General features: G+C 73.5%; 21 protein-coding genes. 3 read left to right on the top strand and 18 right to left on the bottom strand.

Translation table 11 applies throughout. The annotated features are described in order from the left end of the window. Positions 1-21 precede the first annotated feature (21 nt). The 12 genes from ACZ4VA_RS09810 to ACZ4VA_RS09755 all read right to left on the bottom strand — a co-directional run bounded on the left by ACZ4VA_RS09810 (position 22) and on the right by ACZ4VA_RS09755 (position 16,904). A complete protein-coding gene (locus ACZ4VA_RS09810; protein WP_355790441.1) occupies positions 22-657 on the bottom strand; it encodes an MBL fold metallo-hydrolase in 636 nt (211 codons plus the stop codon). A gap of 127 nt (positions 658-784) precedes the next feature. After that, entirely contained in the window at positions 785-2,080 is a 1,296-nt protein-coding gene (pcaDC, locus tag ACZ4VA_RS09805; protein WP_355790438.1) for a bifunctional 3-oxoadipate enol-lactonase/4-carboxymuconolactone decarboxylase PcaDC, read from the bottom strand. 264 nt (positions 2,081-2,344) lie between these two features. After that, on the bottom strand, positions 2,345-3,652 hold the full coding sequence (locus tag ACZ4VA_RS09800) for a sulfite oxidase (RefSeq protein ID WP_468080668.1): 1,308 nt from the start codon (positions 3,650-3,652) through the stop codon (positions 2,345-2,347). Positions 3,653-4,223: 571 nt separating this feature from the next. Continuing rightward, positions 4,224-6,836: an SWIM zinc finger family protein gene (locus ACZ4VA_RS09795; protein ID WP_468080666.1), complete on the bottom strand. Its 2,613-nt coding sequence runs from the start codon at positions 6,834-6,836 to the stop codon at positions 4,224-4,226. Further along, a complete protein-coding gene (locus tag ACZ4VA_RS09790) occupies positions 6,833-9,820 on the bottom strand; it encodes a DEAD/DEAH box helicase (RefSeq protein WP_468080664.1) in 2,988 nt (995 codons plus the stop codon). The genes ACZ4VA_RS09795 and ACZ4VA_RS09790 overlap by 4 nt, the downstream gene beginning before the upstream one ends. A gap of 409 nt (positions 9,821-10,229) precedes the next feature. After that, complete coding sequence (locus ACZ4VA_RS09785) at positions 10,230-10,811, bottom strand: sugar kinase (protein ID WP_355782830.1); 582 nt, start codon at positions 10,809-10,811, stop codon at positions 10,230-10,232. Further along, complete coding sequence (locus ACZ4VA_RS09780) at positions 10,808-11,989, bottom strand: ROK family glucokinase (protein WP_355782833.1); 1,182 nt, start codon at positions 11,987-11,989, stop codon at positions 10,808-10,810. The genes ACZ4VA_RS09785 and ACZ4VA_RS09780 overlap by 4 nt, the downstream gene beginning before the upstream one ends. Positions 11,990-12,049: 60 nt before the next feature. After that, positions 12,050-12,901 (bottom strand): ATP-binding cassette domain-containing protein, encoded by an 852-nt coding sequence (locus ACZ4VA_RS09775; protein WP_355782836.1) that lies wholly within the window; start codon positions 12,899-12,901, stop codon positions 12,050-12,052. Continuing rightward, entirely contained in the window at positions 12,898-13,953 is a 1,056-nt protein-coding gene (locus ACZ4VA_RS09770) for an ABC transporter permease (RefSeq protein ID WP_468080660.1), read from the bottom strand. The genes ACZ4VA_RS09775 and ACZ4VA_RS09770 overlap by 4 nt, the downstream gene beginning before the upstream one ends. Further along, entirely contained in the window at positions 13,950-14,954 is a 1,005-nt protein-coding gene (locus ACZ4VA_RS09765) for a sugar ABC transporter substrate-binding protein (RefSeq protein WP_355782841.1), read from the bottom strand. Before ACZ4VA_RS09765 ends, ACZ4VA_RS09770 begins: the two co-directional genes overlap by 4 nt. Positions 14,955-15,022: 68 nt before the next feature. Beyond that, entirely contained in the window at positions 15,023-16,015 is a 993-nt protein-coding gene (locus ACZ4VA_RS09760) for a sugar ABC transporter substrate-binding protein (RefSeq protein WP_355782844.1), read from the bottom strand. A 151-nt stretch (positions 16,016-16,166) separates the two neighbouring features. Next, on the bottom strand, positions 16,167-16,904 hold the full coding sequence (locus ACZ4VA_RS09755) for a GntR family transcriptional regulator (RefSeq protein WP_355782853.1): 738 nt from the start codon (positions 16,902-16,904) through the stop codon (positions 16,167-16,169). 128 nt (positions 16,905-17,032) lie between these two features. Between ACZ4VA_RS09755 and ACZ4VA_RS09750 the strand changes: the two genes are divergently transcribed. Continuing rightward, complete coding sequence (locus ACZ4VA_RS09750; RefSeq protein WP_355782846.1) at positions 17,033-18,043, top strand: Gfo/Idh/MocA family protein; 1,011 nt, start codon at positions 17,033-17,035, stop codon at positions 18,041-18,043. A 15-nt stretch (positions 18,044-18,058) separates the two neighbouring features. On the opposite strand, the gene ACZ4VA_RS09745 is transcribed toward ACZ4VA_RS09750, so the two are convergent. The 3 genes from ACZ4VA_RS09745 to ACZ4VA_RS09735 form a co-directional block, all read right to left on the bottom strand. Then, positions 18,059-18,730, bottom strand: coding sequence for a response regulator (locus ACZ4VA_RS09745; RefSeq protein ID WP_468080657.1), 672 nt, complete (start codon positions 18,728-18,730; stop codon positions 18,059-18,061). A 43-nt stretch (positions 18,731-18,773) separates the two neighbouring features. After that, complete coding sequence (locus ACZ4VA_RS09740; protein ID WP_355782851.1) at positions 18,774-19,697, bottom strand: hypothetical protein; 924 nt, start codon at positions 19,695-19,697, stop codon at positions 18,774-18,776. Positions 19,698-20,009: 312 nt separating this feature from the next. Further along, entirely contained in the window at positions 20,010-21,248 is a 1,239-nt protein-coding gene (locus tag ACZ4VA_RS09735) for a sensor histidine kinase (RefSeq protein ID WP_356166993.1), read from the bottom strand. Between the two features lie 227 nt (positions 21,249-21,475). Here ACZ4VA_RS09735 and ACZ4VA_RS09730 point away from each other — a divergent pair, with 227 nt between their 5' ends. Continuing rightward, positions 21,476-21,673 carry a hypothetical protein gene (locus ACZ4VA_RS09730; protein ID WP_355789475.1) on the top strand — a complete coding sequence of 66 codons (198 nt, stop codon included), beginning with the start codon at positions 21,476-21,478 and terminating at the stop codon, positions 21,671-21,673. Between the two features lie 52 nt (positions 21,674-21,725). Here the strand turns inward: ACZ4VA_RS09730 and ACZ4VA_RS09725 are convergent, their stop codons facing one another. Beyond that, positions 21,726-22,535 carry an AIM24 family protein gene (locus ACZ4VA_RS09725; RefSeq protein WP_468080745.1) on the bottom strand — a complete coding sequence of 270 codons (810 nt, stop codon included), beginning with the start codon at positions 22,533-22,535 and terminating at the stop codon, positions 21,726-21,728. 95 nt (positions 22,536-22,630) lie between these two features. Here ACZ4VA_RS09725 and ACZ4VA_RS09720 point away from each other — a divergent pair, with 95 nt between their 5' ends. Further along, a complete protein-coding gene (locus ACZ4VA_RS09720; RefSeq protein ID WP_468080654.1) occupies positions 22,631-23,410 on the top strand; it encodes an SDR family oxidoreductase in 780 nt (259 codons plus the stop codon). 233 nt (positions 23,411-23,643) lie between these two features. On the opposite strand, the gene alc is transcribed toward ACZ4VA_RS09720, so the two are convergent. Both alc and allB read right to left on the bottom strand, forming a co-directional pair. Beyond that, a complete protein-coding gene (alc, locus tag ACZ4VA_RS09715; RefSeq protein ID WP_468080652.1) occupies positions 23,644-24,780 on the bottom strand; it encodes an allantoicase in 1,137 nt (378 codons plus the stop codon). Positions 24,781-24,847: 67 nt separating this feature from the next. Continuing rightward, positions 24,848-26,185 (bottom strand): allantoinase AllB, encoded by a 1,338-nt coding sequence (gene allB, locus ACZ4VA_RS09710; RefSeq protein WP_468080650.1) that lies wholly within the window; start codon positions 26,183-26,185, stop codon positions 24,848-24,850. Between the last annotated feature and the right edge of the window lie 73 nt (positions 26,186-26,258).

The following is a 26,258-nucleotide window of genomic DNA, read 5'->3' as shown; positions in this document are numbered from 1 at the left end:
CGGGTACGACAACGCCGTCGCTCAGACCTCCGCCGACGCCCCCGGCACCAGCCGCAGGTGCTCCGAGCCGCCCAGGGCGCCGATCTGGTTGTCGTAGATCGGGCGGGCGAGATCGGTCAGGAGCGCGTCGTGGATGTCGTAGGCGCGCTGCGGCCCGACCTCGCGGACGTAGTCGATCACCTCGGAGATCTTGTTCCAGGGGGCCATCACGGGCAGCATCAGCGTCTCGACGGGCCGGCCGGGGACGGTGAGGGCGTCGCCGGGGTGGAAGACGCGGCCGCCGTCGATCAGGTAGCCGACGTTGGTGATGCGCGGGATGTCCGGGTGGATCACCGCGTGCAGTTCGCCGTGCACCTGCACGTCGAAGCCGGCGGCGGTGAAGGTGTCGCCGTGTCCGACGGTGTGCACCCGGCCCGGGAACGCGGCCGAGATCTTCTCCGCGACCGATTTCAGCGTCCAGATCTCGGTGCCGGGACCGGCCTCCATGGCGGCCCGCAGCCGGCCCTCGTCGAAGTGGTCCGGGTGCTCGTGCGTGACGAGGATCGCGTCCGCGCCGACCGCGGCGTCCGCCTCGGTGAACCCGCCCGGGTCGAGGACGAGTGTCCGCCCGTCCTTCTCGAGCCGGATACAGGAGTGCGACTTCTTCGTGAGCTTCATGAGTCCATCCTGCCTCCGCCCGCGCGGCGGAGGGCGGCCCGGACCGGTGCCGGAACCGGTGCGTCCGCCATCCGCCCGCTTCCCGGCCGGGACTCCGCGCGGCAACGGGGGGACGGGACCGCACGCGTCACTCCTCGGGGGTGGTCTCCTCCCGGATGACCGCCTGCGCGACCTTGAAGGCGCTGTTGGCCGCCGGGACACCGCAGTACACGGCCGCCTGAAGCAGCACTTCCTTGATCTCGTCCGGGGTGAGGCCGTTGCGCAGGGCCGCGCGGGTGTGGAAGGCCAGCTCGTCGAGGTGCCCGCCCGCGACCAGCGCGGTGAGCGTGACACAGCTGCGCGAGCGCCGGTCCAGCCCCGGGCGGTCCCAGATCTCGCCCCACGCGTACCGGGTGACGAACTCCTGGAAGTCCCCGGAGAACGCGTCCGCCGAGGCCAGCGCCCGGTCCACGTGCGCGTCCCCGAGCACCTCGCGGCGGACCTTGATCCCGGCGTCGTACGGGTCGGGACGGCCGAGCGCCTGCGGCTGCGCCACGGCGGACGCGATCTCGGCGACGGGCGCCACCGGCGTGGGCGGACTCAGCACCGGGGCGACCGGGGCCGCCGGGACGGCCGTCTGGCCGGTCCCCGGGTCGTACGTGTTCTGCCAGGCGGTGGAGAAATGGCGTACGAGCAGGTCCGTGACCGCCGCCGGCTGCTCCACGGGGACCAGGTGCGAGGCGCCGGGGACGACGGCGAGCCGGGCGTCCGGTATGCCGGCGACCAGGGTGCGCGCCTCGGCCGGCCCGGTGACCTGGTCCTCGGAGCCGACCAGGACCAGGGTCGGCACCCCGATCCGGCCCAGCTCCGCCCGTACGTCGAACGCGGCGAGGGCCTCGCAGGCCGCGATGTAGCAGCCGGGGTCCGTGGTCCGCACCATCTGGACTGCCCACTCGGTGATCGCCGGCTGGGCCGCGGCGAACCCGCCCGTGAACCACCGCTCGGGGGCCGTGCGCGCGATCGGCTCCAGCCCGTTCGTCCGCACGATCACCCCGCGCTGGCGGAACTCGTCGGCCGTGCCGAACCGGGGCGAGGCGGCGATGACCGCGAGGGAGGCGAGCCGCTGGGGGTGGCGCAGCGCCAGCTCGACCCCGACGGCACCACCGAACGCGCATCCCGCGTACCCGAACCTCTGCACGCCCAGCGCGTCCAGGGTGGCGAGCAGCCTGGCCGCCGACTCACCGACGGAACCGGACGGGTAGGCCGGCGCTCCGCCGTGTCCCGGCAGGTCGTACCGGAAGACCCGCCAGTGCTTCACGAGCTCCGGGATCTGCCGGTCCCACATGTGCCAGGTCGTACCCAGTGAGGGACCCAAGATCAGGACAGGGGCGTCTTCCGGCCCGTCAAAGCGGTATTGCAGGGTGTTCATCGGTGTCTCACTCACGCCCTGCACGGTCTCACATTCCACGGCACCCCCATGACGGGGGCCGTGAGGACACCGGCCGGATCAGGTGAGAACCTCGCCGACTGCCGTGGTGACGGCGGCGGTTCGTGGAGCCGTGGCGGGTGGCGTCGTCGCAGGCGACGGGAACGGTGGGGGCGAGCCGGGTTCCCGAGGCCCCGGCGTCGGGTGCGGGAGCGGTGCCGGGGGGCTTGGACGTGGACCCCGCGCTCCCCTCCCGGGCCGGGAGGGGACGCGAGGTGGACCTCAGACCGCCGTCACCGGATGCCGGACGACGGCGTCGAAGAGGTAGCCCTGGGTGTTGGGGACCGTCGTGTCCGGCTGGGTGCGGCCCGTCGTGTCCGTGGCTCGGGCCAGGAGCGTGTACGGGCCCGGTGCCGCCGGACGCCAGTCGGTGGACCAGCGGACCCACGAGGCGCGGCGCGGGGTGTCGTGCAGCCGGGCCGGACGCCAGCGGGCGCCGCCGTCCGTGCTGACCTCGACCCGGGTGACGGCACCCGCTCCCGACCACGAACGTCCGGTCAGCCGCCGCTCGACACCGGCGGGAACGCTTGCCTCCCACGGCAGTTCGAAGGCGCTCTTGAGGGTCTGCCGGGTGAGCGGCGCGCTGCCCCCGGCGGGGTGGGCGTCACCGAAGAGGCGGTAGAAGTCGGTGTTCCAGGGCGAGTAGAGGGGCCGCGCGGACACCTCGATGTCGCCGACCCACTTGACGGAGGCGATACCGACCCACGACGGCACGAGCACGCGCACCGGGTGGCCGTGGTCCGGCGGCAGCGGCTCGCCGTTCATCTCGTAGGCGAGCAGGACGTCGTCCAGTGCCTTCGACACGGGCAGCGGCCTGCGCACGTGCCCGAGGTTCGTCCCGTCGGCGGTCACGTACTCGGCGTCGAGGCCGACGGGCATGACGTCCACGGCACGGTGGCTCAGCCCGGCACGGCGCAGCACCTCGGCGAGCCGGACACCGCGCCACTCGGCCGTGCCGACGGCACCGAGCGTCCACGCCGTGCCGGTGACGGCCTGCCCCTGCTGGGAGGTGAAGAAGCTGCGACCGTTGCCCGCGCACTCCACGAACGCGGTTCTGGTCGTCACCGGCAGCCGCTTCAGGTCGTCCAGCGTGAACTCGGCGGGCTTGGCCCGGTGGAGGCCGTCCCCCCGCACGGTGAGCGTCCAACTGTCCGCGTCCAGAACGGGGGTGGAGGTGTGGTTGCGTACGAAGAAGCGCTCGGCCGGGGTGTGCAGACCGGTGCCCGCGAGGGCCGCGAACCTGGTCTCCGCGTTGGTGCCGCGGACGGTGAACCACTCCTCCGGCAGCGGCTTCACGATGCCCGGCGCGCTCGCCACGACGCGGGTGCTCCCCGCCGTCCCGTCCACGGCGGCGGGCGCCGCGCCCGCCGCGGCTGCCGGTGAGGCCAGGGCGGCGGGGGCGGCGGCGGTGAGTCCGGCCGCCGCCAGCAGCCTCAGCATGTCGCGCCGGGCGACCCCGTCGGCGCGGGCGTCTCCCGCCAGCCACTGGCGGAGTCTGCGACGGTCGTAGGCGAGTTCGGAGGGGGACATGGGGACCTGCCTTTCGGGGCGGTTGTGCGGTGGTGACTGTCCACGGGGCGGGACACGACGGGGGCGCGGGACGGTCGCGGCGGGAACGGCCCCTACGCCGGGAGCGGTCCGTATGCCGGGAGCGGTCCCTACGCCGGGAGCGGTCCGGGTCGGCGGTCTCGGTCCGTTGTCGGTTCCGGTTTCGGGCGCGCCGGGGCGGCTCACGGGGTGGGAGCGCGTGGTGCGCGAGGGCGTGACGGGTCCGCCGAGGGGCGAGCGGGGTGGTGGGGGGGGGACGGGCTCAGGGGCGAGTCCGGTGGTCCGGCCACCTGTCCTGCCTCGAAGTGCCCCTATTCCCGGGCCACTTCGGGGTTCGTCACGCGCGTCGCGCCGGTGAGGAGGATCAACAACAGCCGCGCGACAGAAGCGCGCGGGACCGCGGAGCCAGGCGGTGACTGTCGAGAATCATGGGCGACATCGTACGAGCTCGGACCTCGACTCGGCGAGGAAACGGCGTAGTCCGACCACAGGGAGGGGAGGGACACCTGGCGGCGAGTGCGGGTGGACGCGTGAGCGTCGGGTCGCCCCACGCTCACAGGTCGTCGGGCGTGCCCAGGCCGGTGAGCGCGCCCACCGGGTCGAGGTCGGGGGTGCCGCGGGGCCACCAGTCGTCGTGGCCCGGTTCGGACTCGTACGCGTACCAGAGGCCGTCCCGGCCGAGGCGGAGCTGGACGTGGCCGCGCGGGTGCGTGAGGTGGTTGCGCCAGGGCCGGAAGGCGGGGAGGTCGGCGGCGAGGAGCAGCGGGCGGGCCCGGTCGAATCGGCCCGCGGGCGGGTCCCAGGGCTCTTCGAGGACCGCGAGCCCCTCGATCCCGCCCTGGCGCCAGGCGGCCACCGCACGCGCCAGCTCGGCCGGGGTGCGCCCGGTGGCGGTCGCCAGCGACGAGTACAGGGCGCGGGTGCCCGCCGTGAGTCCGGAACCCGGACGGGCGGCGGCGAGCCGTACCGCGTCCTGCCACAGCGTCAGGTCCCCGACCGGATCCCGTCCCGCCGTCAGCAGCGCGTGCGCGCGGGCGGCCGCGTCGGTGGCCAACTGGTCGAGCGCGAACGGGTCGGGGCCGCCCGGCGCGCCCGGGTACGTCGGCGGCTGCTCGGGATGCGGCGGCGCGGGCAACGGGGCCGGCAGCGCGGGCAGCGAGCGGGGCGCGAGGGCGTCGCGGGCCCGTACGCCCGGCAGCGGGGCCGGTTCGCGGTCCTGGGCCGCGCGGGCCGCGCGCGCGGCGTTCCGGCGGGACAGCTCGTCGAGCAGTTCCCGTTCCCCGCGACCGCGCAGCAGGAGCAGCACGAAGGGGTCCTCGTCCAGGAGCCGGGCGGTCTGGTAGCAGAGGGCCGCCGCGTGCTTGCAGGGGTGCCCGGAGTCGGGGCAGCTGCACTGTGGTTGCAGGTCCCCGGGGCCGGGGAGCAGGGCCACGCCGCAGTCGGCGAGGGACTGGGGCATCTCCTTGTCGAGCAGCGCGGCGATGTCCGCGGGCCGCTCGGCCGCGATGTCGAGGAAGCGTTCCCAGTCGGCGTCGGTGAGCGTCCGCAGCCGTACCTGCACGCGGTACGGACGCGCACGCGTGCCGTGCACGTACGCGAGAACGACCCCCGGGGTGACCGTGATGGCGTCCACGTGGCCCCGTCCGGCGTATCCGCGCCCCCGGGCGAGCCGTGCCGGGTCGAGCGCCCCCTCCTCCAGCGCCGTCACCCACGCGTTCCCCCACCACGTCTCCGCGAACGCGTCGGAGGCGGGCGCCGACCGCGCCGGGAAAGCCGGAAACGTCCTGCGCAGCTCCCCGTCCCGGCCCGGCGATGCCATGGAGCGCCGGCCCGGTCCGCCCGCGTGCGTGCCCTGTGCTTCGCTCTCCCGCCGTGCCGGGCGGGCGGGCGCCGGCTCGGCATTGTCGCCGTCGCCGTCACCGCGTCGTGCGGCGCGGATGTCGCCGACGGAGGCCGTCGCCTGCCGCGGGTGCGGGGTGGACGCCCAGCCGGAACGCCATCCCGCGTCCGCCGCGTCGGCGTGTGTCCCGGCGTCGGCGTGCGTCTCCACGTCGGCATGCGTCTCCGCGTCCGTGTACGTGTCCGCGCCCGCGTAGGTGTCCGTGCCGGCGTCCGGGTCCGCGTCCGCTTGCCCGGATGCGCTGCGCGTCTCGTCGCCCGCTGTCGGTACGGCTTCCGCGGTCTCCGTGGAGGCGTGCGCCCGGCCCGAGGACTGTTCCTCGGCAGGGACGCGCCGCTCCCCGATACCGCTCCCCTCCTCCAACTGGGGCTCGTCCGTGGGGAGTTTGAAGGCTCCCGCCAGAAGGTCCCTGAGGTCCTGGGCGCGGTTCCCCGGCGAGGGGTGTCGGGCCGGACGACGCTCCCGGTCGCCGGGGGGTGCTCCGCCGGCGGCTCGGCGCCCGCGCTCGATGTCCCGGCGCGAGGCGGCTTTCCGCTCGCGGTCCTGCGCTCCGCGGGCGGCACGCAGGGCCTCCCGGGCGATGTCGGCGGGACGCGAGGTGCCGGCTGTCTCGCCGGTGTCGGCGGGACGCGCGGTACCGACGGTCTCGTCGGCCTCGTCGGCCTCGTCGGTCTCATTGGTACCGGGCGGCGCCTCGTGAGGTGTCGTCTCTCGACCCGCAGGGCTTCCCGGCTCGCTCGCGGGCTCCGGGGTGGGCCCGTCCTCTCCGGTCACCGCCGCCTCAGGGGCGACGGGGGCCGCCGTATTGCCGGTGGCCGCACGGCGCAGGGCCTCGCGGGCCGCGTCGCCCGGGCGGGTGCGGGGTGGCGCCGCCTCGACGGGCGCCGGAGTCCGAGTCGTCCGCGCCGGGTGCGCGTCCGGGCGGTCGCCGAACGCCTCGGACGCGCGGATGTCACGCTCCCGAGCGGCGCGCAGTGCCCGTCGGGCCGCGTCGGCGGGCCGGACGCCCTCGGGCTCCGCGGACTCGTCCTCCCGGTCGCGGTCGACCGGCGGCTGGTCCTCGGCCCCTGCTGCCCCCGCCCCTGCCCCTGCCCCAGGGGAGGACTCGCCGGAGGTCCCGGTCACCGGGGTCCGACCGGCGTCCGCGGAGCTCTCCCCCGCGGCTCCCCCGTCGGCGTCCCTCACCGTGCCGGTCCCCCCGGCGTCCTCCGCCGTACGCGTCTCCGTGAGGCGGTCCTCGCCAGGCTCGTCCGTCGCGGCGTTCATGCGGGCCTCCGCAGGGAGACCAGGTCGGACAGTTCCCGGTCGGTCAGTTCGGTGAGGGAGGCCTCGCCCGAGCCCAGGATGGCGTCGGCGAGGGCGCGCTTGGCCTCCAGCATCTCCGCGATGCGGTCCTCGACCGTGCCCTCCGTGATCAGGCGGTGGACCTGGACGGGCTGGGTCTGGCCGATGCGGTACGCGCGGTCGGTGGCCTGCTCCTCGACGGCCGGGTTCCACCAGCGGTCGAAGTGGACGACGTGGCCGGCGCGGGTCAGGTTCAGCCCTGTGCCCGCCGCCTTGAGGGAGAGCACGAGGACCGGCGTGGCACCGCTCTGGAAGCGGTCGACCATCCGCTCGCGCTCCACGACCGGTGTGCCTCCGTGCAGCAACTCGGCGGGGATCGCGCGGGTGGCCAGGTGGGAGGAGATGAGCCGGGCCATCCCCACGTACTGGGTGAAGACCAGCGCGGAACCGTCCTCCGCGAGCAGCGTGTCCAGCAGTTCGTCCAGCAGCGCCAGCTTGCCGGACCGGGCGGCCAGACCCTGGGCGGCCGCTGCCGCGCCCTCCTTCAGGAACAGCGCCGGGTGGTCGCAGATCTGCTTGAGGGAGGTGAGGAGCTTGAGGACCATGCCCCGTCGGGCGATGCCCTGGGCGGCCTCGATCGCGAACATCGACTCCCGCACCACGGCTTCGTAGAGCGAGGCCTGTTCCCTGGTGAGCGGGACGGGGTGGTCGGTCTCCGTCTTGGGCGGCAGCTCGGGGACGATGCCGGGGTCGGACTTCTTGCGGCGCAGCAGGAAGGGCCGGACGAGTCGGGCCAGCCGGGCCACGGCCTCGTCGTCCTCGCCGTTCTCCACCGCGCGGGCGTGGCGGGCGCGGAACGACTTGAGGGGGCCCAGGAGTCCGGGGGTGGTCCAGTCGAGGAGCGCCCACAGCTCCGAGAGGTTGTTCTCCACGGGGGTGCCCGTCAGCGCCACGCGCGCGGGGGACGGGATGGTGCGCAAGGCCTTGGCGGTCGCCGAGTACGGGTTCTTGACGTGCTGGGCCTCGTCCGCGACGACCATGCCCCACTGCTGCTGGGCGAGCCTGGTCGCGGCCGAGCGCATGGTGCCGTAGGTCGTGAGGACGAAGCCCCCGCCGAGGCCGTCCAGGGTGCGGTCGGGTCCGTGGAATCGGCGCACGGGGACGCCGGGGGCGAAGCGGGTGATCTCCCGCTGCCAGTTGCCCAGCAGGGAGGCGGGGCAGACGACGAGGGTCGGCTCGGCGCGGTCACGTCGCAGGTGCAGCGCGATCAGGGTGATCGTCTTGCCGAGGCCCATGTCGTCGGCGAGGCAGCCGCCGAGTCCGAGGGACGTCATGGTGTCCAGCCAGCCCAGGCCCCGGAGCTGGTAATCGCGGAGGGTGGCCGCGAGTCCGGGCGGCGGCGGCACGGGCGCCACACCCGCCGTGAGCCGGTCGCGCAGGGCGGCGAGCGCGCCGACGGGCACCGCTTCCACCGTCTCGCCGTCGACCTCCGCGCTGCCGCTGAGGGCGACGGAGAGGGCGTCGACCGGGTCGAGCAGGCCCAGCTCCCGCTTGCGCGCCTTGCGGACGAGCGCCGGGTCCACGAGCACCCACTGGTCACGCAGCCGCACCACCGGACGGTGGGCCTCGGCCAGGACGTCCATCTCGGCCTCGCTGAGCGGGTCGCCGCCGAGCGCCAGCTGCCAGCGGAACTGGAGGAGGTCCTCGCTCTCGAAGAAGCCCGTGCCATCGGTCGCGGAGCCGGGCGCCGGGCGGACCACGGCGGCCGCGGTGAGGTCCTGGGCCAGGTCCCGGGGCCAGTGGACGGCGACGCCCGCCGCGCCCAGCCGGGTCGCCGCCACGCCGAGGAGATCGGACAGCTCCTGCTCGGACAGGGCGAGGACATCGGGCGTGTCCTGCTCCGACAGGCGGTCCAGGGGCGGCCAGACGCGGGCCGCGCGGCGGACGGCGAGGGCGGCGTCCACCCGCGCGCGTGGCCCGAACGTCGCGTCGGCCGTGCCGGCCCACAGTTCGGCCGCGTCCACGACGAGCGTCGGGTCGGCGAGGCTGTGCACCTGGACGACGGCCGCGCCCGCACGGTGCGCGTCCTCGCTGTCGTCGAACAGCTGGTACGCCGACAGGTCCAGGCGCAGGGAGATCCGGACGCCCGCGTCCATGCCCGCGGCGACCTCGGCCGCCCAGTCGTGGGCGCCCGGCATGCGCTGCGGGCCGCGGGCGGCGAAGGGCCGGCCGGAGGCGTACGGCGCGGCGGGGGTGCGCGGCAGGGTGTCGGCGACCGCGTCCAGGAACGAGCGCATCAGCGCCTCCGGCTCGGGCAGCCGGAGCGGGCCCTTGCCGGGGAGGGGCACCGCGTGGCCCTCCGGGGGCAGGGCCGCGGCGATGGCCCTCAGGTGGGCGATGTCGTCCGGGTCCAGCGGTCCGGCCCGCCAGGCGTCGTGGGCGTCGGCCGTCAGGCCCGGCAGCAGCCGCCCGCGCGCGACGAGCCGCAGCGCGTGCAGTGCGGCGGCGCCCCAGCAGGCGGTGGCGGGGTGGGCGCCCGGGTGGCGCCGGGCGTCGGTGAGCAGCGGGAGGGCCTCGGCGATCCCCAGCGTCAGCGCGGGCACGGTCGCCCGCCGCACTCCGGAGTCGTGGCGCCGTACGACCGTCAGCTCGCTCCGTCCGACGGGGGGCGCGTCCGAAGCGGCATCCCGCGCGTGCCGGTCGTCCGGTCCTGCCGTCCCGCTCCCTCTTCCGGGGGCCGGTCCCCCGGTGTCTTCGGGCTCGCGCCCGGCCTGCGTACGCGCGGTGTCCTCCGCGTCGGGGTCCCAGAAGGCGATCCGGCCGTCGCGCGGCAGGGGCGCGGGCAGGAAGACGGCGGCGAGCCGCACGGACACGGCGGGGCCGCTCCCGGCCGGGGACCCCGCGGAGGCGTCTCCCAGGGAGCCCGGGCCGGTCCCGGCGGTCGCCGACAGCACCGCACCACTCATACGCCCGGTCACCTCCCGCCCCGTGTCGATTCAGCTGTCTTCGACTCTACGGGCGAGGTCTGACAATCGACCGCGCCACCAGCACCGACGGCCGTCCACGCGCCCCGGCGAACCGGGGCCGACGGCCACTCACGAACCCCGCGGAGCCGGCACTGCCGTGCATCCACGGACCCCGCGGAGCCAGTACCGCCCGGCACTCAGGGGCCCGCAGAACCGGTCCCCGACGAGCATCCACGGACCCGGCAGAACCGAGGTGGACGGGCGACGCCCGACCCCGGAGCGCCGGCGCGGGCGCGCACCGGCGCCCGGGGCGCCGGCCGTCGCCATGGTCGCCGCGACGGAACCCGCCGTCGGCCCCGCGGCACTGGCGAGGCCCACTCCCCCGCCGCGTCCCCGCTCCGTCCGCCCGTCAGGGCGTCGTGCGGGAGACGACGTACACCATGGGGTGCTCGGGGTCGGAGCGGTTCACGACGACGTCGTGGTTGGGCGCCGGGTTCTTCGTCTTGTGGACGAGTCCCGACCAGGGGCCGGGGCCCGTGAACTCCCAGCCGGTGACGCGCCGGTCGCGCGCGCTGATGGTGATGTCGTCCAGTTCAAGCTCGCTGCGGCTGGTCCCGATGTTCTGGAAGAACTCGGTCAGCTCCGCGTCGCTGGTGCGGAACTGGACGTACAGCCGGCTGGTCTTCCAGTTGTTCGTCTCGTAGTACGCGACGTCGGTGGAGTCGCCGGGGACGGGCACCTTGTACAGGCGGCGCTGGACGCGGGAGGGCCAGCCCTCGGTGAGGCCGGTCGCGGAGTACTTGGCCTCCTTGTCCTTGCCGCTGTTGCGGCTCTGGTCGGCCGAGATCACCAGGTAGCCGGCGGGCACGCCGATCAGGAGCACGATGATCAGCAGGGTCAGGGCGCGCCTGCGGATCACGTGGCGCCGGTCCTCGGGGGGCCTCGGCGGCTCGTCCGGCGGGGTGGCCTGGCGCGGCAGCGAGGCGGTCACATCGAGTCCGTGGTGGTGCGGCGGGACTCCGCGAAGCGCTCGTAGCGCTCGTAGCGCTCCACGCGGCGGCGCTTGGCACGGCGGAAGCGGCGGGCGACCAGCCGGGCGAGGTCGGCGGCGCCGACCATGCCGGCCTCGGGGCCGAGCTGGGCACGGGCGATCCGGGCCTCGGGGCGGTAGCCGCGGCCCGTGAGGTGCCGCCGGAACGCGTCGCGCGCGGGGCCGATCAGCAGGTCGTCGGCGGCCGAGACACCGCCGCCGATGACGAAGCAGGAGGGGTCCAGAGCTGCGGCCAGGTTGGCGATGCCGACGCCGAGCCACTGGCCGATGTCCTGGAGGAGCTCGATGCACATGGCGTCGCCCTCGCGGGCGAGTTCGGTGATGAGCGGTCCCGTGATGTCGGGGATGTTGCCCTTGACGCGCTCCACGATCCCGTACGCCACCGGGGAGTCAGCGGCGGCGAGTTCGCGGGCCTCGCGGACCAGCGCGTTGCCCGAGCTGTACTGCTCCCAGCAGCCGCGGTTGCCGCAGGGGCAGCGGTGCCCACCGGGCACGACCTGCATGTGGCCGAACTCGCCGGCGACGCCGAACTTGCCGCGCTTGACCTGGCCGTCCTCCAGGATCGCGCCGCCGATGCCGGTGCCGAGCGTGATCATGACGAGGTGGTCCTCGCCGCGGCCCGCGCCGAAGCGCCACTCCGCCCAGGCGGCGGTGTTGGCGTCGTTGTCGACCAGGACGGGGACGGCGAGGCGCCCGGCGATGCGGTCCCGCAGAGGCTCGTTGCGCCAGGACAGGTGGGGCGCGAACAGGATGCGGTTGCGGTCCGCGTCGACCCAGCCGGCCGCGCCGATGCCCACGGCGTGCACGTCGTGCCGGTCGGAGAGGTCCAGCACCAGCTCGACGATGGTGTCCTCGACGACCTTGGGGCTCTTGGACTTGTCCGGCGTCTCGGCGCGGACCTTCTCCAGGATGTTGCCGTCGGCGTCGACGACGCCCGCCATCACCTTCGTACCGCCGATGTCGATGCCCACGGTGGGGACGCGGGGCGCCGTCAGGTGGGATCGGCGCTCACGCGTGCCCACGGTCAGGACGGTGGCCCGGCGGGAACCGATGGGGGCGCTCCCTGCTCGAGCCGAGCCGAGAGCCCGGGGCAGGGCGAGGTCGCGGTAGGTGCTCATCGCGCCGATTCTGCCTCACACCTCCGCGGCCCCGCATGGCGGCGCCCTGACAAGGGTCCGTCACTCCCCGGGGACGTCGCTCCTGGAGTGCCCGCCGAGGTGGGTCGGGACCGGAGCGCGCTCCAGCTCGTGGCGGAGATCGTCCAGCTCGCTGCCGCCCGCCATCTGACGGGTGAGCTCGTCGAGGGTGATCTCGTCCCGGGTGTTGCTGCCGAACATGGCGCCGCGCTTGAGGAGCACGAAGCGGTCGCCCACGAGGTACGCGTGATGGGGATTGTGGGTGATCAACACAACACCCAGTCCGGCATCCCGTGCGGCAGCCACATATTTGAGGACCACACCGGACTGCTTCACGCCGAGGGCGGCGGTGGGCTCGTCCAGGACGAGGACCTTGGCGCCGAAGTAGACGGCGCGGGCGATCGCCACGCACTGGCGCTCGCCGCCCGACAGGGTGCCGATGGGCTGGTCGACGTCGCGCAGGTCGATGCCCATGCGCAGGAGTTCCGCGTGGGTGGTCCTGCGCATGAAGTCGACGTCCAGGCGCTTGAAGGGTCCGGCGCCCTTCGTCGGCTCGGAGCCGAGGAAGAAGTTCCGCCAGACCGGCATCAGCGGGACGACGGCGAGGTCCTGGTAGACCGTGGCGATGCCGAGGTCGAGGGCCTCGCGCGGGGAGGACAGCCGGGTGTCCGCGCCCTCGATGCGGAAGACGCCGGAGTCGTGCTGGTGCAGCCCCGCGATGATCTTGATCAGGGTCGACTTGCCCGCGCCGTTGTCGCCGAGCACGCAGGAGATCTCGCCCGCGTGGACCTCCAGGGACACGCCTTCCAGGGCGCGGACGTTGCCGTAGTACTTGCTGACGTCGGCCAGCTCCACCAGCGGCGTACGTTCCTCGACTGCCGTCTTGTCCGTCACTTCGTGGCCTCCGCGCGCTTGCGGACCCAGGCGTTGAGCAGGGTCGCGAGGAGCAGCATCGCTCCGAGGAAGAACTTGAACCAGTCGGGGTTCCACTCGGCGAACACGATGCCCTTGTCGGTCATGCCGAAGATGAACGCGCCGACCGCCGAGCCCACCGCCGAGCCGTAGCCGCCGGTGATCAGGCAGCCGCCGATGACGGCCGCGATGATGTAGATCAGTTCCTTGCCGACGCCCTCGCCGGACTGCACGACGTCGAACGAGAACAGCAGGTGCTGGCCGGAGATCCAGGCGGCGAAGGCGACGCCCATGTAGAGGCCGATCTTGGTCCGGTCGACCGGGACGCCGACCGCGCGGGCCGCGTCCTTGGCGCCGCCGACCGCGAAGATCCAGTTGCCGACGCGGGTCCGCAGCAGGATCCAGGACGCGACGGCGACGAGGGCGAACCACCACAGGATGGTGATCTTGAAGTCGACGCCGCCGACGGTGAGGACGGAGGCGAAGACGTCCTTGGCGGAGTCGAAGCCCTCCATGTCGGAGATCGACTTGGTGGAGACCGTGCCGCTGATGAACTTGGTGAAACCGAGGTTCATGCCGGTCAGCATCAGGAAGGTGCCGAGCGTGACGATGAAGCTCGGGAGCTTGGTGCGGGTCAGCATGAAGCCGTTGAAGGCGCCGATGGCGAGCGTCACGACGAGGGAGACGAGGACACCGACCCACACGTTCGCGGTCATCTGGTAGCTGAACATCGACGAGACCAGCGCGGACGACGTCACCATGACGCCCGCCGACAGGTCGAACTCGCCGCCGATCATCAGCAGCGCGACGGGCACCGCCATGATCCCGATGGTCGAGGCCGCGTAGAGGACCGTGCTGAGGCTGGACGCCTGGAGGAAGCTGTCCGCGACGACGGAGAAGAACAGGAACACGGCGATCGCGCCGACCACCGAGCCGAGCTCGGGACGGCCGAGGAGCCTGCGCAGCGGCGAGGTCTTCATCAGCCGTTCGTCGGCCTGGGTCTCCGGCGCCGGTGCCGGTGCTGTCGCGGTCATCGCGTCCCCCGCTTCGTGTACTCCTCGAGCGCGCCGGCCTGGTCCTTGGTGATGATCTGCGGGCCGGTGAGGACCGGCTTGCCGCCACCGAGGACGTCGGCGTTGTACTTGTACAGCCACAGCAGGTCCACTGCCTGGTAGCCCTGGAGCCAGGGCTGCTGGTCGACGGCGAAGCCGAGCGTGCCGTCCTTGAGCTCCGCGGCCACCTTGGCGTTCAGGTCGAAGGTGTCGACCTCGGCCTCGCTGCCCGCGTCCTTCTTGGCCTTGACCGCGGTGTCCGCGTAGGGGGCGCCCAGGGTGACGATCGTGTCGATGGACTTGTCGGCCTGGAGCTTGGCGCCGATGGAGGACTGCACGGCGGACATGTCGGTGCCCTGGACGTACAGGTTCTGCACGTCGCCGCCGAAGGTCTTCTTGACGCCGTCGCAGCGCTGCTCGTGTCCCACGTTGCCCTGCTCGTGCAGGATGCACAGGGCCTTCTTGCGGTGGCGCTTGTCGAGCTCGTCGCCGACGGCCTCGCCGGCGATGGTCTCGTCCTGGCCGACGTGGGTGAGCGCGCCGAAGGCCTTGGACTGCTCGGAGCCGGAGTTCACGGTGATCACCGGGATGCCGGCCTTCTCGGCGCGGGCGACGGCCGCCTTCATGGCGTCCGGCTTCGCGAGCGAGACGATGATGCCGTCGACCTTCTTGTCGACGGCCGCGTCCACGAGCTGCGCCTGCTGCTGGGCCTCGGCGTTGTGCGAGTACAGGAACTTGATGTTGTCCTTGACGGCGGCCTGCTCGGCGCCGCTCTGGACGATGTCCCAGAAGGTGTCGCCGTCACCCGAGTGAGTGATCATGGCGAAGGTCCAGCGGGGGGTGTTCACCGCCGCCTTCCCCTGGGCGGACGCGGCCTTGCGGGCGTCCTCGGCGCGCTTGCCGCCGGTGCTGCTGCAGCCCGCGAGGGACACGCCGAGCGCCCCTGCCAACGCGATGGATACCCATGTCCGAGTCCGTGCCACGAGGCCGTGCCCTTCTTGCTCTGCTACTTGGTCCGCCCAAGTATCGAACACGGGGAGCGTGCACGTGTTCATCGGGTACCGCGCGCGGTGTACTTCTCGAGTGCGGGCACGTCCTTCTCGGTGATGATCTGCGGGCCGGTGAGGACGGGCTTGCCGCCGCCGAGGGTGTTGGCGTTGTAGGCGTTGAGCCACAGCTCGTCGACGGCGAGGTAGCCCTGGAGGTAGGGCTGCTGGTCGACGGCGAAGCCGACCTCCTTGGCCTTGAGCCGCTTGACGACCTCCGCGTTCAGGTCGAAGGTGTCGATCTCCGCCTTGCTGCCCGCGTCCTCCTTGGCCTTGACGGCGAGGGCCGCGATCGGGGCGCCGAGCGTGACGACGGCGTCGATGTCCTTGGACGCCTGGAGCTTCGCCTCGATCGCGGACTGGGCGGAGGGGGCGTCGGTGCCCTCGACGTTGATGTTCTCCACCGAGCCGCCGAAGGTCTTCTTGACGCCCGCGCAGCGCTGCTCCAGGGAGACGTTGCCCTGCTCGTGGATGACGCACAGCGTCTTCTTCAGGTTGCGTCCGCTCAGCTCCTCGCCGACCGCCTCGCCGGCCACGGACTCGTCCTGGCCGATGTGCGAGAGGGCGCCGAAGTCCTTGGAGAACTCGGAGCCGGAGTTGATGGTGACGACCGGGATGCCGGCGGTGCGGGCCCTGGCGAGGACGTCCTTCATGGCCTCGGGCTTGGCGAGGGAGACGACGATGCCGTCGACCTTCTTGTCGATGGCGGACTGGACCAGCTCGGCCTGTCCCTTGGCCTCCTTGTCGTTGGAGTACAGGAACTGCACGTTGTCCTTGGCCGCCGCCTGCTTGGCGCCGCTCTGGACGATGTCCCAGAAGGTGTCGCCGGCGCCCGCGTGGGTCACCATGGCGATCTTCAGCCGGGGGGTGTCGACGGACTTGCCGCCGCTCGCGCCGCCGCCCGAGTCGTCCTCGGAGTCCTTGCCGCCGGAGCCGCTGCACCCGGCGGCGAGCGCGATCACGGCCAAAACCGCTGCTGCTGTTCGGGCTGTACGCATCCTGGGACCACCCTCTCTCGCGCCGCCCCGTTGCGGCTGAGGGGAGTTCTAGCCTCGGCCCCGCGCACCCGTCAATGGGTTTGTCAGAACATTCTTACGATTGAGATTGACGGACTCCCGGAGCCCTCCGCGGCGACGCCCACGACGGCGCTCAGGGCCGCACGAGGAGCTGGAACTCGAAGGAGTAGCGCGAGGCGCGGTAGGTGTGCGAGCCGAACTCGACGGCGCGGCCGGTGTCGTCGAACGTGGTGCGCTGCATGGTGAGCAGGGGCGCGCCCGCGGGCTCGCCGAGCCGTTCGCCCTCCTCGGCGGTGGCGGCGCGGGCGCCGACGGACTGGCGGGCGCTGTGCAGGGTGATGCCGGCGGCGCGCATCAGCCGGTAGAGGCCGGTGGCCTCCAGGCGGTCGCTGTCCAGCTGGAGCAGGCCGGGGGGCAGGTGGTTGCAGAGGTACGCCATCGGCTCCCCGTGCGCGAGGCGCAGCCGTTCGACGCGGTGCACCTCGCTGTCCTCGGCGACCCCGAGCGCGGCGGCGACCTCGGCGGACGCGGGTTCGAGGACGTTGTGCAGGACCCGGGTCGCCGGGCGCTGCCCCGCCGCCTCCAGGTCGTCGTACAGGCTGCTGAGTTCCAGTGGGCGCTTGACCTGGCTGTGCACGACCTGGGTGCCGACGCCTCGGCGCCGTACGAGCAGGCCCTTGTCGACGAGGGACTGGATGGCCTGGCGGACGGTGGGCCGGGACAGGCCGAGCCGTCCGGCGAGTTCGATCTCGTTGCCGAGCAGGCTGCCCGGGGTCAGGGTTCCGTGCTCGATCGCGGCCTCCAGTTGCTGCGACAGCTGGAAGTACAGCGGGACCGGACTGCTGCGGTCGACGCTGAGCTGGAGCGACACGGTCGGGTCCACATCTGGTTTCGGCACGGCCCGAGCGTAGCCGCGGGGAATGATGACGGGAAGTTCTGAAGTTCGATTGTCAGGACAAACCATTGACAGGGTGCGGGGTGCGCCCTCAGTTTGTTCCCATGCGCATCGGACTTATCGGAACGGGTCGTATCGGTACATTTCACGCGACCGCTCTCACCCGCCATCGCGAGGTCGGCTCCCTCATCGTCACGGACGCGGACAGCGCGCGGGCGCACGCACTCGCCGACCGGCTCGGTGCCACGGTGGCCCCCGGCACGGACGAGATCTTCACCTGGGGCGTGGACGCCGTGGTCATCACCGCGGCGACCGCGGCCCACGCCGAGCTGATCGGCCGGGCTGCACGCTCCGGTCTACCGGTGTTCTGCGAGAAGCCCATCGCCCTCGACCTGCCGGGCACGCTGGCCGCGCTCGCCGAGGTCGACGCGGCCGGGACGGTGCTCCAGCTCGGCTTCCAGCGCCGCTTCGACGCGGGCTACGCGGCGGCGCGCGAGGCGGTGCGCGCCGGCCGGCTCGGGCGGCTGCACACGATCCGGGCGATGACGTCGGACCAGTCGCCGCCCCCGGCCGCGTACCTCCCGCTCTCCGGCGGGCTGTACCGCGACTGCCTGGTCCACGACTTCGACATGGTGCGGTGGGTGACCGGCCGCGAGGTGACCGAGGTGTACGCGATGGGGTCCGACGCGGGGCCGGCGATGTTCCGCGAGGCGCACGACATCGACACGGCCGCGGCCGTCCTCACCCTCGACGACGGCACGCTCGCCACCGCGACGGCGACCCGGATGAACGGCGCCGGCTACGACGTGCGCATGGAGCTGGCCGGCGAACTGGACCAGATCGGTGTCGGACTCGACGACCGTACGCCGATCGCCTCCACCGAACCGGCCGGGCCACCGGCCGCGGACAAGCCGTGGACCGGTTTCCTGGAGCGCTTCGGACCCGCGTACGAGGCCGAACTCACCGCCTTCGTCGAGCTGGTGCGCGGCGAGCGCACCAACCCCTGCGACGGCCGGGAGGCCCTGCACGCGCTGCGCATCGCGGAGGCCTGCGAGCTGTCCCGCCTCGAACACCGCCCGGTACGCCTCGCGGAGATCCCGGGCGGCAGGAACTGAGGGTCTGTCCGGGCCTCAGGGGGTGTCCTCCTCCAAAAGGCCCGCGTCGTACGTCAACAGGGCTATCTGCACGCGGTTGTTGAGTCCGAGCTTGGCGAGGATGCGGGAGACGTGGGTCTTGACCGTGGCGACGCTCATGAACAGCTCGGCGGCGACCGAGGCGTTGGAGCCGCCCCGGCCGACGGCGACCGCGACCTCCCGCTCGCGGTCGTTGAGGGTGTCGATGCGCCGGCGGGCGGCCGAGCGGCGGGTGTCGGCCGGGGCCCCGGCGGCGTGCTCCATCAACTGCCGGGTGACGGCGGGCGAGAGCACCGGGTCGCCGGCCGCGACGCGACGCACCGCCTGGAGGATCTCGGCGGGCGGGGTGTCCTTGAGGACGAACCCGGCGGCCCCCGCGCGCAGCGCCCGCAGCACCTGGTCGTCGGCGTGGAAGGTGGTCAGGACGATCACCTGGGGCGCGTCCGGGCGGCCGCGGAGCCGCTCGGTGGCGGCGAGTCCGTCCACCCTGGGCATCCGGATGTCCATGAGGACGACGTCGGGCCGGGTGCGGTCGACGAGCGCGCCGACCTCGGCGCCGTCGGCGGCCTCGCCCACGATCTCGATGTCGTCGGCGCCGCCCATCATGAAGGACAGGCCGGCCCGTACCAGGGGGTCGTCGTCGACGAGGAGCAGTCGGATCGCAGTCATGGCCCTACCGTAGTGAGGCCGCCCGGCCGGGCGGCCCCTCCCGTCAGCCGCGCAGGGCGACGCCGTAGCGGGTGCGCAGCCGCTGGACCTCCCACCAGACCACCGCCGTCACCGACGCCGGTCCCCCGAGCAGGGAGCAGGCCTGCACCAGGGGCGGCCCGGGCGGGGGTCCGCCCATCACCAGGCCGATGACGGCGAACTCCCAGACCAGGACGCCGGTGAGCAGGGCGGGCAGCGCCGCGTGCACCGCGGCGGTGTTGAAGGCGCTGCGGACGGCGGGGCCGGTGGCGAAGACGACGAACAGCGCCGCCCACAGCATCGGCACCATCAGCGCGATCGCGGTATAGCCGGCCGCGTCGGGCCCCGCGACCTGCTGGACGCCGTAGGCCCCGAGACTCAGCAGCGGCACGGCGGTGAAGGCGCCGATGTAGCGGACCGCCGACCTGCCCGCGGCCCGTAGCCGCACCCGCATGCTGTCCTTGGCGGCCGGTGACGCCCAGCGGAACAGCATCGCGACGACGACGGGCGTGCTCAGCAGCAGGAGCCAGGGCGTGACGATCAGCCGGAACATGAACTGCTCCTCCGCCTGGGCCATGTCCTCCGGCCTGCCGTACGCGACGAGGATGACCACGGACATGAGGGTGGCGAGCCAGGCGCGCGTCTTCTGCACCCGCATCACCTCGGGGTCCTCGATCCGGCGGTGGCCCCGCGAGGGGAAGATCCGCCGGGCACTGCGGCGCGCCGAGCGGGCCAGCGGGTAGCCCAGCACCACGGGCAGGAACACGGCCCAGGTGCACGGGATGAGCAGCAGCGACCAGGCGCAGCCGCGGATCCTGCCGCCGAGCAGTTCGCGCAGCGGGGGCCACTCGTCCTCGCGCAGCCGCTGCCACACGGACTGCGGCGGTCCCGGCGGGAGGTACGGCGGGTAGGGTCCGGGCTGGGGCGGCCAGCCGGCCTGTTGCGGCACGTACGGCCCCGGATGCGGGGGCCACCCTCCCTGCGGCGGGTACGGGCCGGGCCCCTGCGGATACGGCCTCGGTGGCGGCGGCCGGTACGGATCGTGTCCCCCGAAAGTCACGCTGCGGTCCTCCTGATGCGCGAGTGCTGGGTGTTCCGCAGCCAGTCAACTGCCTCGCCCGCGCCGGGACATGAGGTTGCGCGTCTTTGCCCGGCGCGCGCCCGTGGATACGCTTCGCGCGCCCCCGGAGGGTCGCCCCGCACGCGGCACGCGCGCCCTGCTCGCGGGTGGCGGTGGGGCCGCGCCCGCGCCGGGGCGGTCTCAGCTCCAGGGCAGCCAGGCCCGTACCTCGAACCCGCCGTCCTCCCGGCCGCCGTGGTCGAGCCGGCCGCCCGCCAGCGTCGCCCGCTCGGTCAGGCCGATCAGCCCCTGGCCGGAACCGGGCACGGCCGGGACCGGGCCCACGGGCGCGGGGTTGCTCACGCGGACGGTGAGCCCGTCGCCCGGGGCACCCGCGACGGACACGCTGACCTCGGCCCCGGGTGCGTGCTTGCGGGCGTTCGTCAGGCCCTCCTGTGCGATGCGGTACGCGGTGCGGCCGACGGAGGCGGGGACGCCGGCCGGGTCGCCGACGCGGTGGTCCAGGTGGACCTTCATACCGGCGTCGCGGGACTCGCGGACGAGGGCGTCGAGGGCGGACAGCGTGGGCTGCGGGCGCCCCGACGCGTCGCCGCCCTCGTTCGCCCGCAGCACGCCGATGATCTCCCGCAGGTCCTGGAGCGCCTCGTGCGCGCTCTCCCGGATCACCCCGGCGGCCCGCGCGACCTCCTCCCGGGGGGCGTCCGGCCGGAACTCCAGGGCGCCCGCGTGCACGCTGAGCAGCGTGAGCCGGTGCGCGAGCACGTCGTGCATCTCGCGCGCGATGGACTCCCGGGCGAGCCGCTGCGCCTGCTCGGCCCGTAGCTCCGCCTCGGTCTCCGCCCGCCGTGCCCGGTCCCGCAGGCTCAGCAGCAACTGCCGCTTGGACCGGACGAACATGCCCCAGCCGACCACGGAGACGGTCACCAGCACGGTGAGGGCGACCGCGGCGGCGTAGGGCAGGTCCGGGTCGGGGCGCAGCCAGAAGACGAACGGGACGAGCGACAGTGTCACCCCGGCGACCCAGCCCACGTACGGGAACGGGCGGTGCACGGCGAGGGTGAAGAGGACGACCATGCCGGCGCCGCTCGCCGTGTTGGAGAGCAGGCCGACCGGGACCATCGCCACGGCGAGCGCGAGGGGCCACCGGCGGCGCAGCCACACCGCCGCGCAGGCCAGGGCGCCCAGCCACTGGTCGGCGACGGCGAGTCCCGGCGGGATATTCGGGTCCCCGGACACGGTGTCCGCGGCGAGCAGCCCGATGACGACGGCGAGCAGGAAGCAGCCGAAGTCGACGATCCAGTCGCGCACGGTGCGGCGCGGCCGGCCGGAGCGCCCGGTGCGGTCGGGGCCGGCCTCGGCGGTCAGGGCGGACGGCAGCAGCCAGCGGGGCCCGGGCAGGGGGCGCGGCTCCGGCACCATCCGCTCCGGCGTCCCCCGCGCCGCGAGCGCCGGATGTCTCTTCCTCACGGTCGACGAATCTACGCAGGCGCGGCCGCGCACACCCTCCCCCGGGACCGATCGCCTCCCTAAGTCGCGGCGTTCCGCGACTTTCGGCGAACTCCCCCTGCCCCGGGCGCGACTTCGGTCGCGCGGATCCCGCCCCGCGGCCGATGAGGTCCGGAGTGTCGCGGGGCGAGGATCGCCGGGTGAAAAGGATTCTGGAGGTTCTCGGCTTCGTCGCCCTGGTGCAGGGCACCGTCGGTCTGGTGCAGGAGGTCACGGGCCTGCTGCGCGGCTGGGGTCTCGTGCAGCGGTTCGGCCTGTTCGACGGTTACGAGATCTACGCGAGCGTCGCGCTGCTCGTGCTCTCGTTCGCCCTGTTCGCGGCGGCGGAGAGCGGGTAGGCCCGGCCGGACGCCGGCCGGTCCGTGCCGGGTGTCGCGGACCCGGGGTGCCTCAGCCCGCGTTCGTCGAGAAGAGACCGCCCGTCGGGCCCTGCTTGTCGCCGCCCTGTGCCTTGCGCAGGGCGTTGGCGAGGCTCTCGATCGTGAGGGACTGGAGGATGACGCTGCCGTTGCCCTCCGGGGTCGCGAGCGAGAGTCCCTCACCGCCGAAGACGGCGTTCATCAGCCCCTGGCGGTTGAGTCCGCCGATGCGCTGGACGCCGTACGTGATGCCCTCCTCGAAGGCGACGACGCACCCGGTGTCGACCTCGATCCGGCCCCCGAAGTCGGCGGGGTTCAGGTCGATGAAGTTGCCCGCGCCGGCGATGATCACCGTGCCCCGGCCCGTGAACTTCTCCAGGACGAAGCCCTCGCCGCCGCTGCGCCCGGTGCGTCCGCCCTGGAAGGCGATACCGAAGTCCACGGTCGACTCGGCGGCCACGAAGGCGTCCTTCTCGGCGAACCACGCGCGCGTGCCGTCCAGCTCCAGGGCGCGCATCTCGCCCGGCAGCACGCCCGCGAAGCCGACGGTGCCCTCGCCGCCCGCCGAGGTGAAGTACTGGAACGCGAGCGACTCACCGGCGAGCGCGCGCTGGCCGGCCTGCATGGCGGTACCCACGGCCTGGCGCAGCATCCCGCCCATGCCGCCGCCCGCGCCGGGCTGCCCGCCGCCGCCCGAGGGACCGGAGAGGCGGGTCTCCATGGTCACGTTCGTGGTCTTGAAGAGGAACTTTCCGGCCTCGCAGTACACGGTCTGGCCGGGGGCCAGGTTCACGACCGCCATCTGCATGGCGTTGCCGACGATCTCTCGCTGAAGGGTCACGAGAGGAGAACGCACGAAACGGAGGGAAGAGTTCCGGTCAGTTCGGTGTCCGTTCCCCGCCAGCACCCGGCCCGGCCGGCCGCTGGGATGGAGCCATGACTTCTTCGACGACTGCACGGACGCAGGAACCCGCGGGCGGACCGCTGCGCGGCAAGGTGGCACTGGTGACCGGCGGCGGGCGCGGGATCGGGGCGGCGACGGCGCTGCGGCTCGCCCGGGACGGCGCGGACGTGGCCCTCACCTACGTACACGACAAGGAGGCGGCCGAGGCCGTCGTACGGGAGGTCGCGGCGCTCGGGCGGCGGGCGCTCGCCCTGCGGGCGGACTCCGCGGACCCGGCCGAGGCCGCCGGGGCGGTAGACCGCGCGGCGGACGAGCTGGGGCGGCTCGACGTGCTGGTCAACAACGCGGGCGTGGGCCTGATCGGTCCGCTCGGCTCGCTGTCCCTCGCGGACGTGGACCGGGTGCTCGCCGTGAACGTGCGCGGGGTCTTCCTGGCGTCCCAGGCCGCCGCCGCGCGCATGGAGCGGGGCGGGCGGATCGTCACCGTCGGCACGTGCATGACGCAGCGCGTGCCCGGGCCCGGCGGCACGCTCTACGCGATGAGCAAGTCGGCGCTGGTGGGACTGACGAAGGCGCTCGCGCGGGAGCTGGGCGAGCGGGGCGTCACCGCGAACATCGTCCATCCGGGGCCGGTCGACACCGCGATGAACCCGGCGGACGGGCCGTTCGCGGCGGGGCAGGTGGCGTTGACCGCGCTGGGGCGGTTCGGGTCGGCCGGTGAGGTGGCGTCCGTGGTGACGTTCCTCGCCGGAAGCGGGGGCTCGTTCGTCACGGGGGCCGAGTACTCCGTGGACGGCGGGCACGCCGCGTAGGTACGACCCCGGGGAGCCTCTCCATCCGGGGGTGTGCCACCCGGCCTGCTTTTATCGGGCGTCGCCCCTCGGGCTCGGGGTGGGGTTTCTTCGCCCCCTCCGCCCCTTCCCGTCCCGACACGGGGCTCCGCCCCGGACCCCGCTCCTCAAACGCCGGAGGGGCTGAATTTTGGCGCCGGAGGGCTGAATCCCGGAGGGGCTGGATCGTCGGTCCGGCCCCTCCGTGGGTGGGGTCAGCCGCCGAGTTCGCGGTGGCGGGAACCGAGGCGGGTGGCGCCCTCCTCCGTGAGGGAGCCGAAGAGCCTGAGCCGGGAGATGCCGCCGTCGGGGAAGATGTCGACGCGCGCGTGGGTGGCGACGACGGGTGCGTCGAGGACGAAGCGGTGGTCGGTGTCGGGCTGGAGGCGGGTGCGCGGGAGGATCTCGGTCCACTCCCCGCCGTCCGCCCCGCTCGTGTCGTCGGGGTCGTTCCTGACGGAGACCGAGGCCCAGCCCGCGGAGTTGCCCTTCAGGTAGGCCGTGTCGATCTCGATCGCACGGATCTCCGACTGGGCGGCGAGCCGGTAGCGGATCCAGTCGTTGCCGGTGTCACGGCGGCGGCGGGTCTCCCAGCCGTCGTCCATCTTGCGGGAGCGGCCCGGCTGGATGGTGTTGGTGGCGGGCGAGTAGAAGCGGTCGGACGCGTCCTCGACCTGGCCGCCGTTCTCCAGGGCCGCCACGTCGAAGGCGCCGAGCACGGAGAGCCACTTCGGGTCCGGCACGACCTCGCCGTACACCCGCAGGCGGGCGATGCCGCCGTCCGGGTGCTGGTTGACCCGCAGGTGCGTGAAGCGCTGCTCCACGGAGACCGCGAAGCCGTTCGCCGCGTGGCCGCCGACCGCCGTGCGCGGGACCAGGGTCGTCCACTTCACGTCGTCCCCGAGCAGTTCCTCGGGCGACGGGGACCCGGCGACCGAGGTGCCCTCGACCGACACGGCCTGGGGGTAGTTGCCGCGGAAGTGGGCGGTGTCCACGACGATGCCGCGCACGACACCGGGGGCGCCGAGGCGTACGAGCGCCCAGTCGTGGTCCTCCGCCGTCGGCCACGGGTGCCCGGCCGAGGCGCCGCGCCGGCGGCGGGTCTCCCAGCCGTCCATGATCTTGCCCTTGTGGCCGAAGTGCTCGGGGTCGAACTCGGCGCGCTCCGGCACCAGGAGGTTCTCGCGCTGGGCGAAGAACTCGTCGTTGGCGGCGATGACACCGGCGCCCAGCTGCCGGTCGGCGAGGTTGGCGTACTGGGTGAAGGGGAGGTCGGCCGTGCGGTAGTCCGCGTACGGGTCGCCGCCGCCGTAGGGGTTCGCGTCGCCGGTGAAGCCGGTAATCGCCGTCACGATGATCAGATCTGCCTTTCGGGAGTGTCGGGAGTCGGCTGCCGCGGGTGCGGGCGCGCGGAGTCGGTCAGGGGTGCCGGGTGAGGAGCCGCCCGGCGGGCTCGGAGAAGCGGCCGTCGGCCACGATGCGCTCGCCGCGCAGCCAGGTGGACCTGACGACGCCGCTGAGGGTGCGGCCCGCGTAGGCGGTGACCCGGTTGCGGTGCTGGAGCTCGGCGGGGTCGACGGTGAAGGTCGCGTCCGGGTCCAGGACGGCGAAGTCGGCGTCGCGGCCCGGCTCGATGGCGCCCTTGTGGCCGAGGCCGACGAGTTCCGCCGTGCGCGTCGACATCCAGCGGACCACGTCCTCCAGTCCGTGCCCGCGCCTGCGGGCCTCGGTCCACACCGCGGACAGGCTCAGCTGGAGGCCGGAGATGCCGCCCCAGGCGGTGGCGAAGTCGTCGGTCTTGAGGTCGGCCGTGGAGGGCGAGTGGTCGGTGACGACGCAGTCGACGGTGCCGTCGGCGAGCGCCTGCCAGAGCAGGTCCTGGTTGGCGGACTCGCGGATGGGCGGGCAGCACTTGAACTCGCTGGCGCCGTCCGGGACCTCCTCGGCCGTGAGGGTGAGGTAGTGCGGGCAGGTCTCGACGGTGATGCGTACGCCCTCGGCCTTCGCGGCGGCGATCATCGGCAGCGCGTCGCTGGAGGACAGATGCAGCACGTGCACGCGCGCGTCGAGGCGCCGGGCCTGCGCGATGAGGTTGCCGATGGCGGTGTCCTCGGCGTCGCGGGGGCGCGAGGCGAGGAAGTCGGCGTACTTCCGGCCGCCCTTCTGCGGGGCGGCGGCCAGGTGGTGCGGGTCCTCGGCGTGCACGATGAGCAGGCCGCCGAAGCCGGCGATCTCCGCGAGGGACTGGGCGAGCTGCTCCTGGTCCAGCTCCGGGAACTCGTCCACGCCCGAGGGCGACAGGAACGCCTTGAAGCCGAAGACGCCCGCGTCGTGCAGCGGCCGCAGGTCCTTGACGTTGCCGGGCAGGGCGCCGCCCCAGAAGCCGACGTCGATGTGCGCCTTGGGCCGGGCGACGTCCTGCTTGGCCCGCAGGTGGTCGACCGTGGTGGTGGGCGGGAGGGAGTTGAGCGGCATGTCGACGAGGGTGGTGATGCCGCCGGCCGCCGCGGCGCGCGTCGCGGTCCAGAAGCCCTCCCACTCGGTGCGGCCGGGGTCGTTCACGTGCACGTGGGTGTCGACGAGTCCGGGCAGCAGGACGTCGTCGCCGAAGTCCTCCAGGCGGGCCCCGGCGGGCACTTCGGCGTCGTGCGCGCGTACGGCGGTGATCTTCCCGGCGGCGACGGCGACCGAGGCGGCACGCGTCCCTTCCGGAGTGATGACGCGTGTCGAGCGCAGCACCAGTTCGACGTCGGACACCCGGACCCCTCTCTCGGACGCTGTTCACTTCCACGGAACGGAATTCAACGTTCTGTTGAAGGAGTCTTCACTC

It is taken from the genome of Streptomyces sp. NPDC028308, from assembly GCF_055565855.1.
The sequence above is the reverse complement of the archived record's forward strand: the minus strand, read 5'-3'. Positions and strand labels throughout refer to the sequence as shown.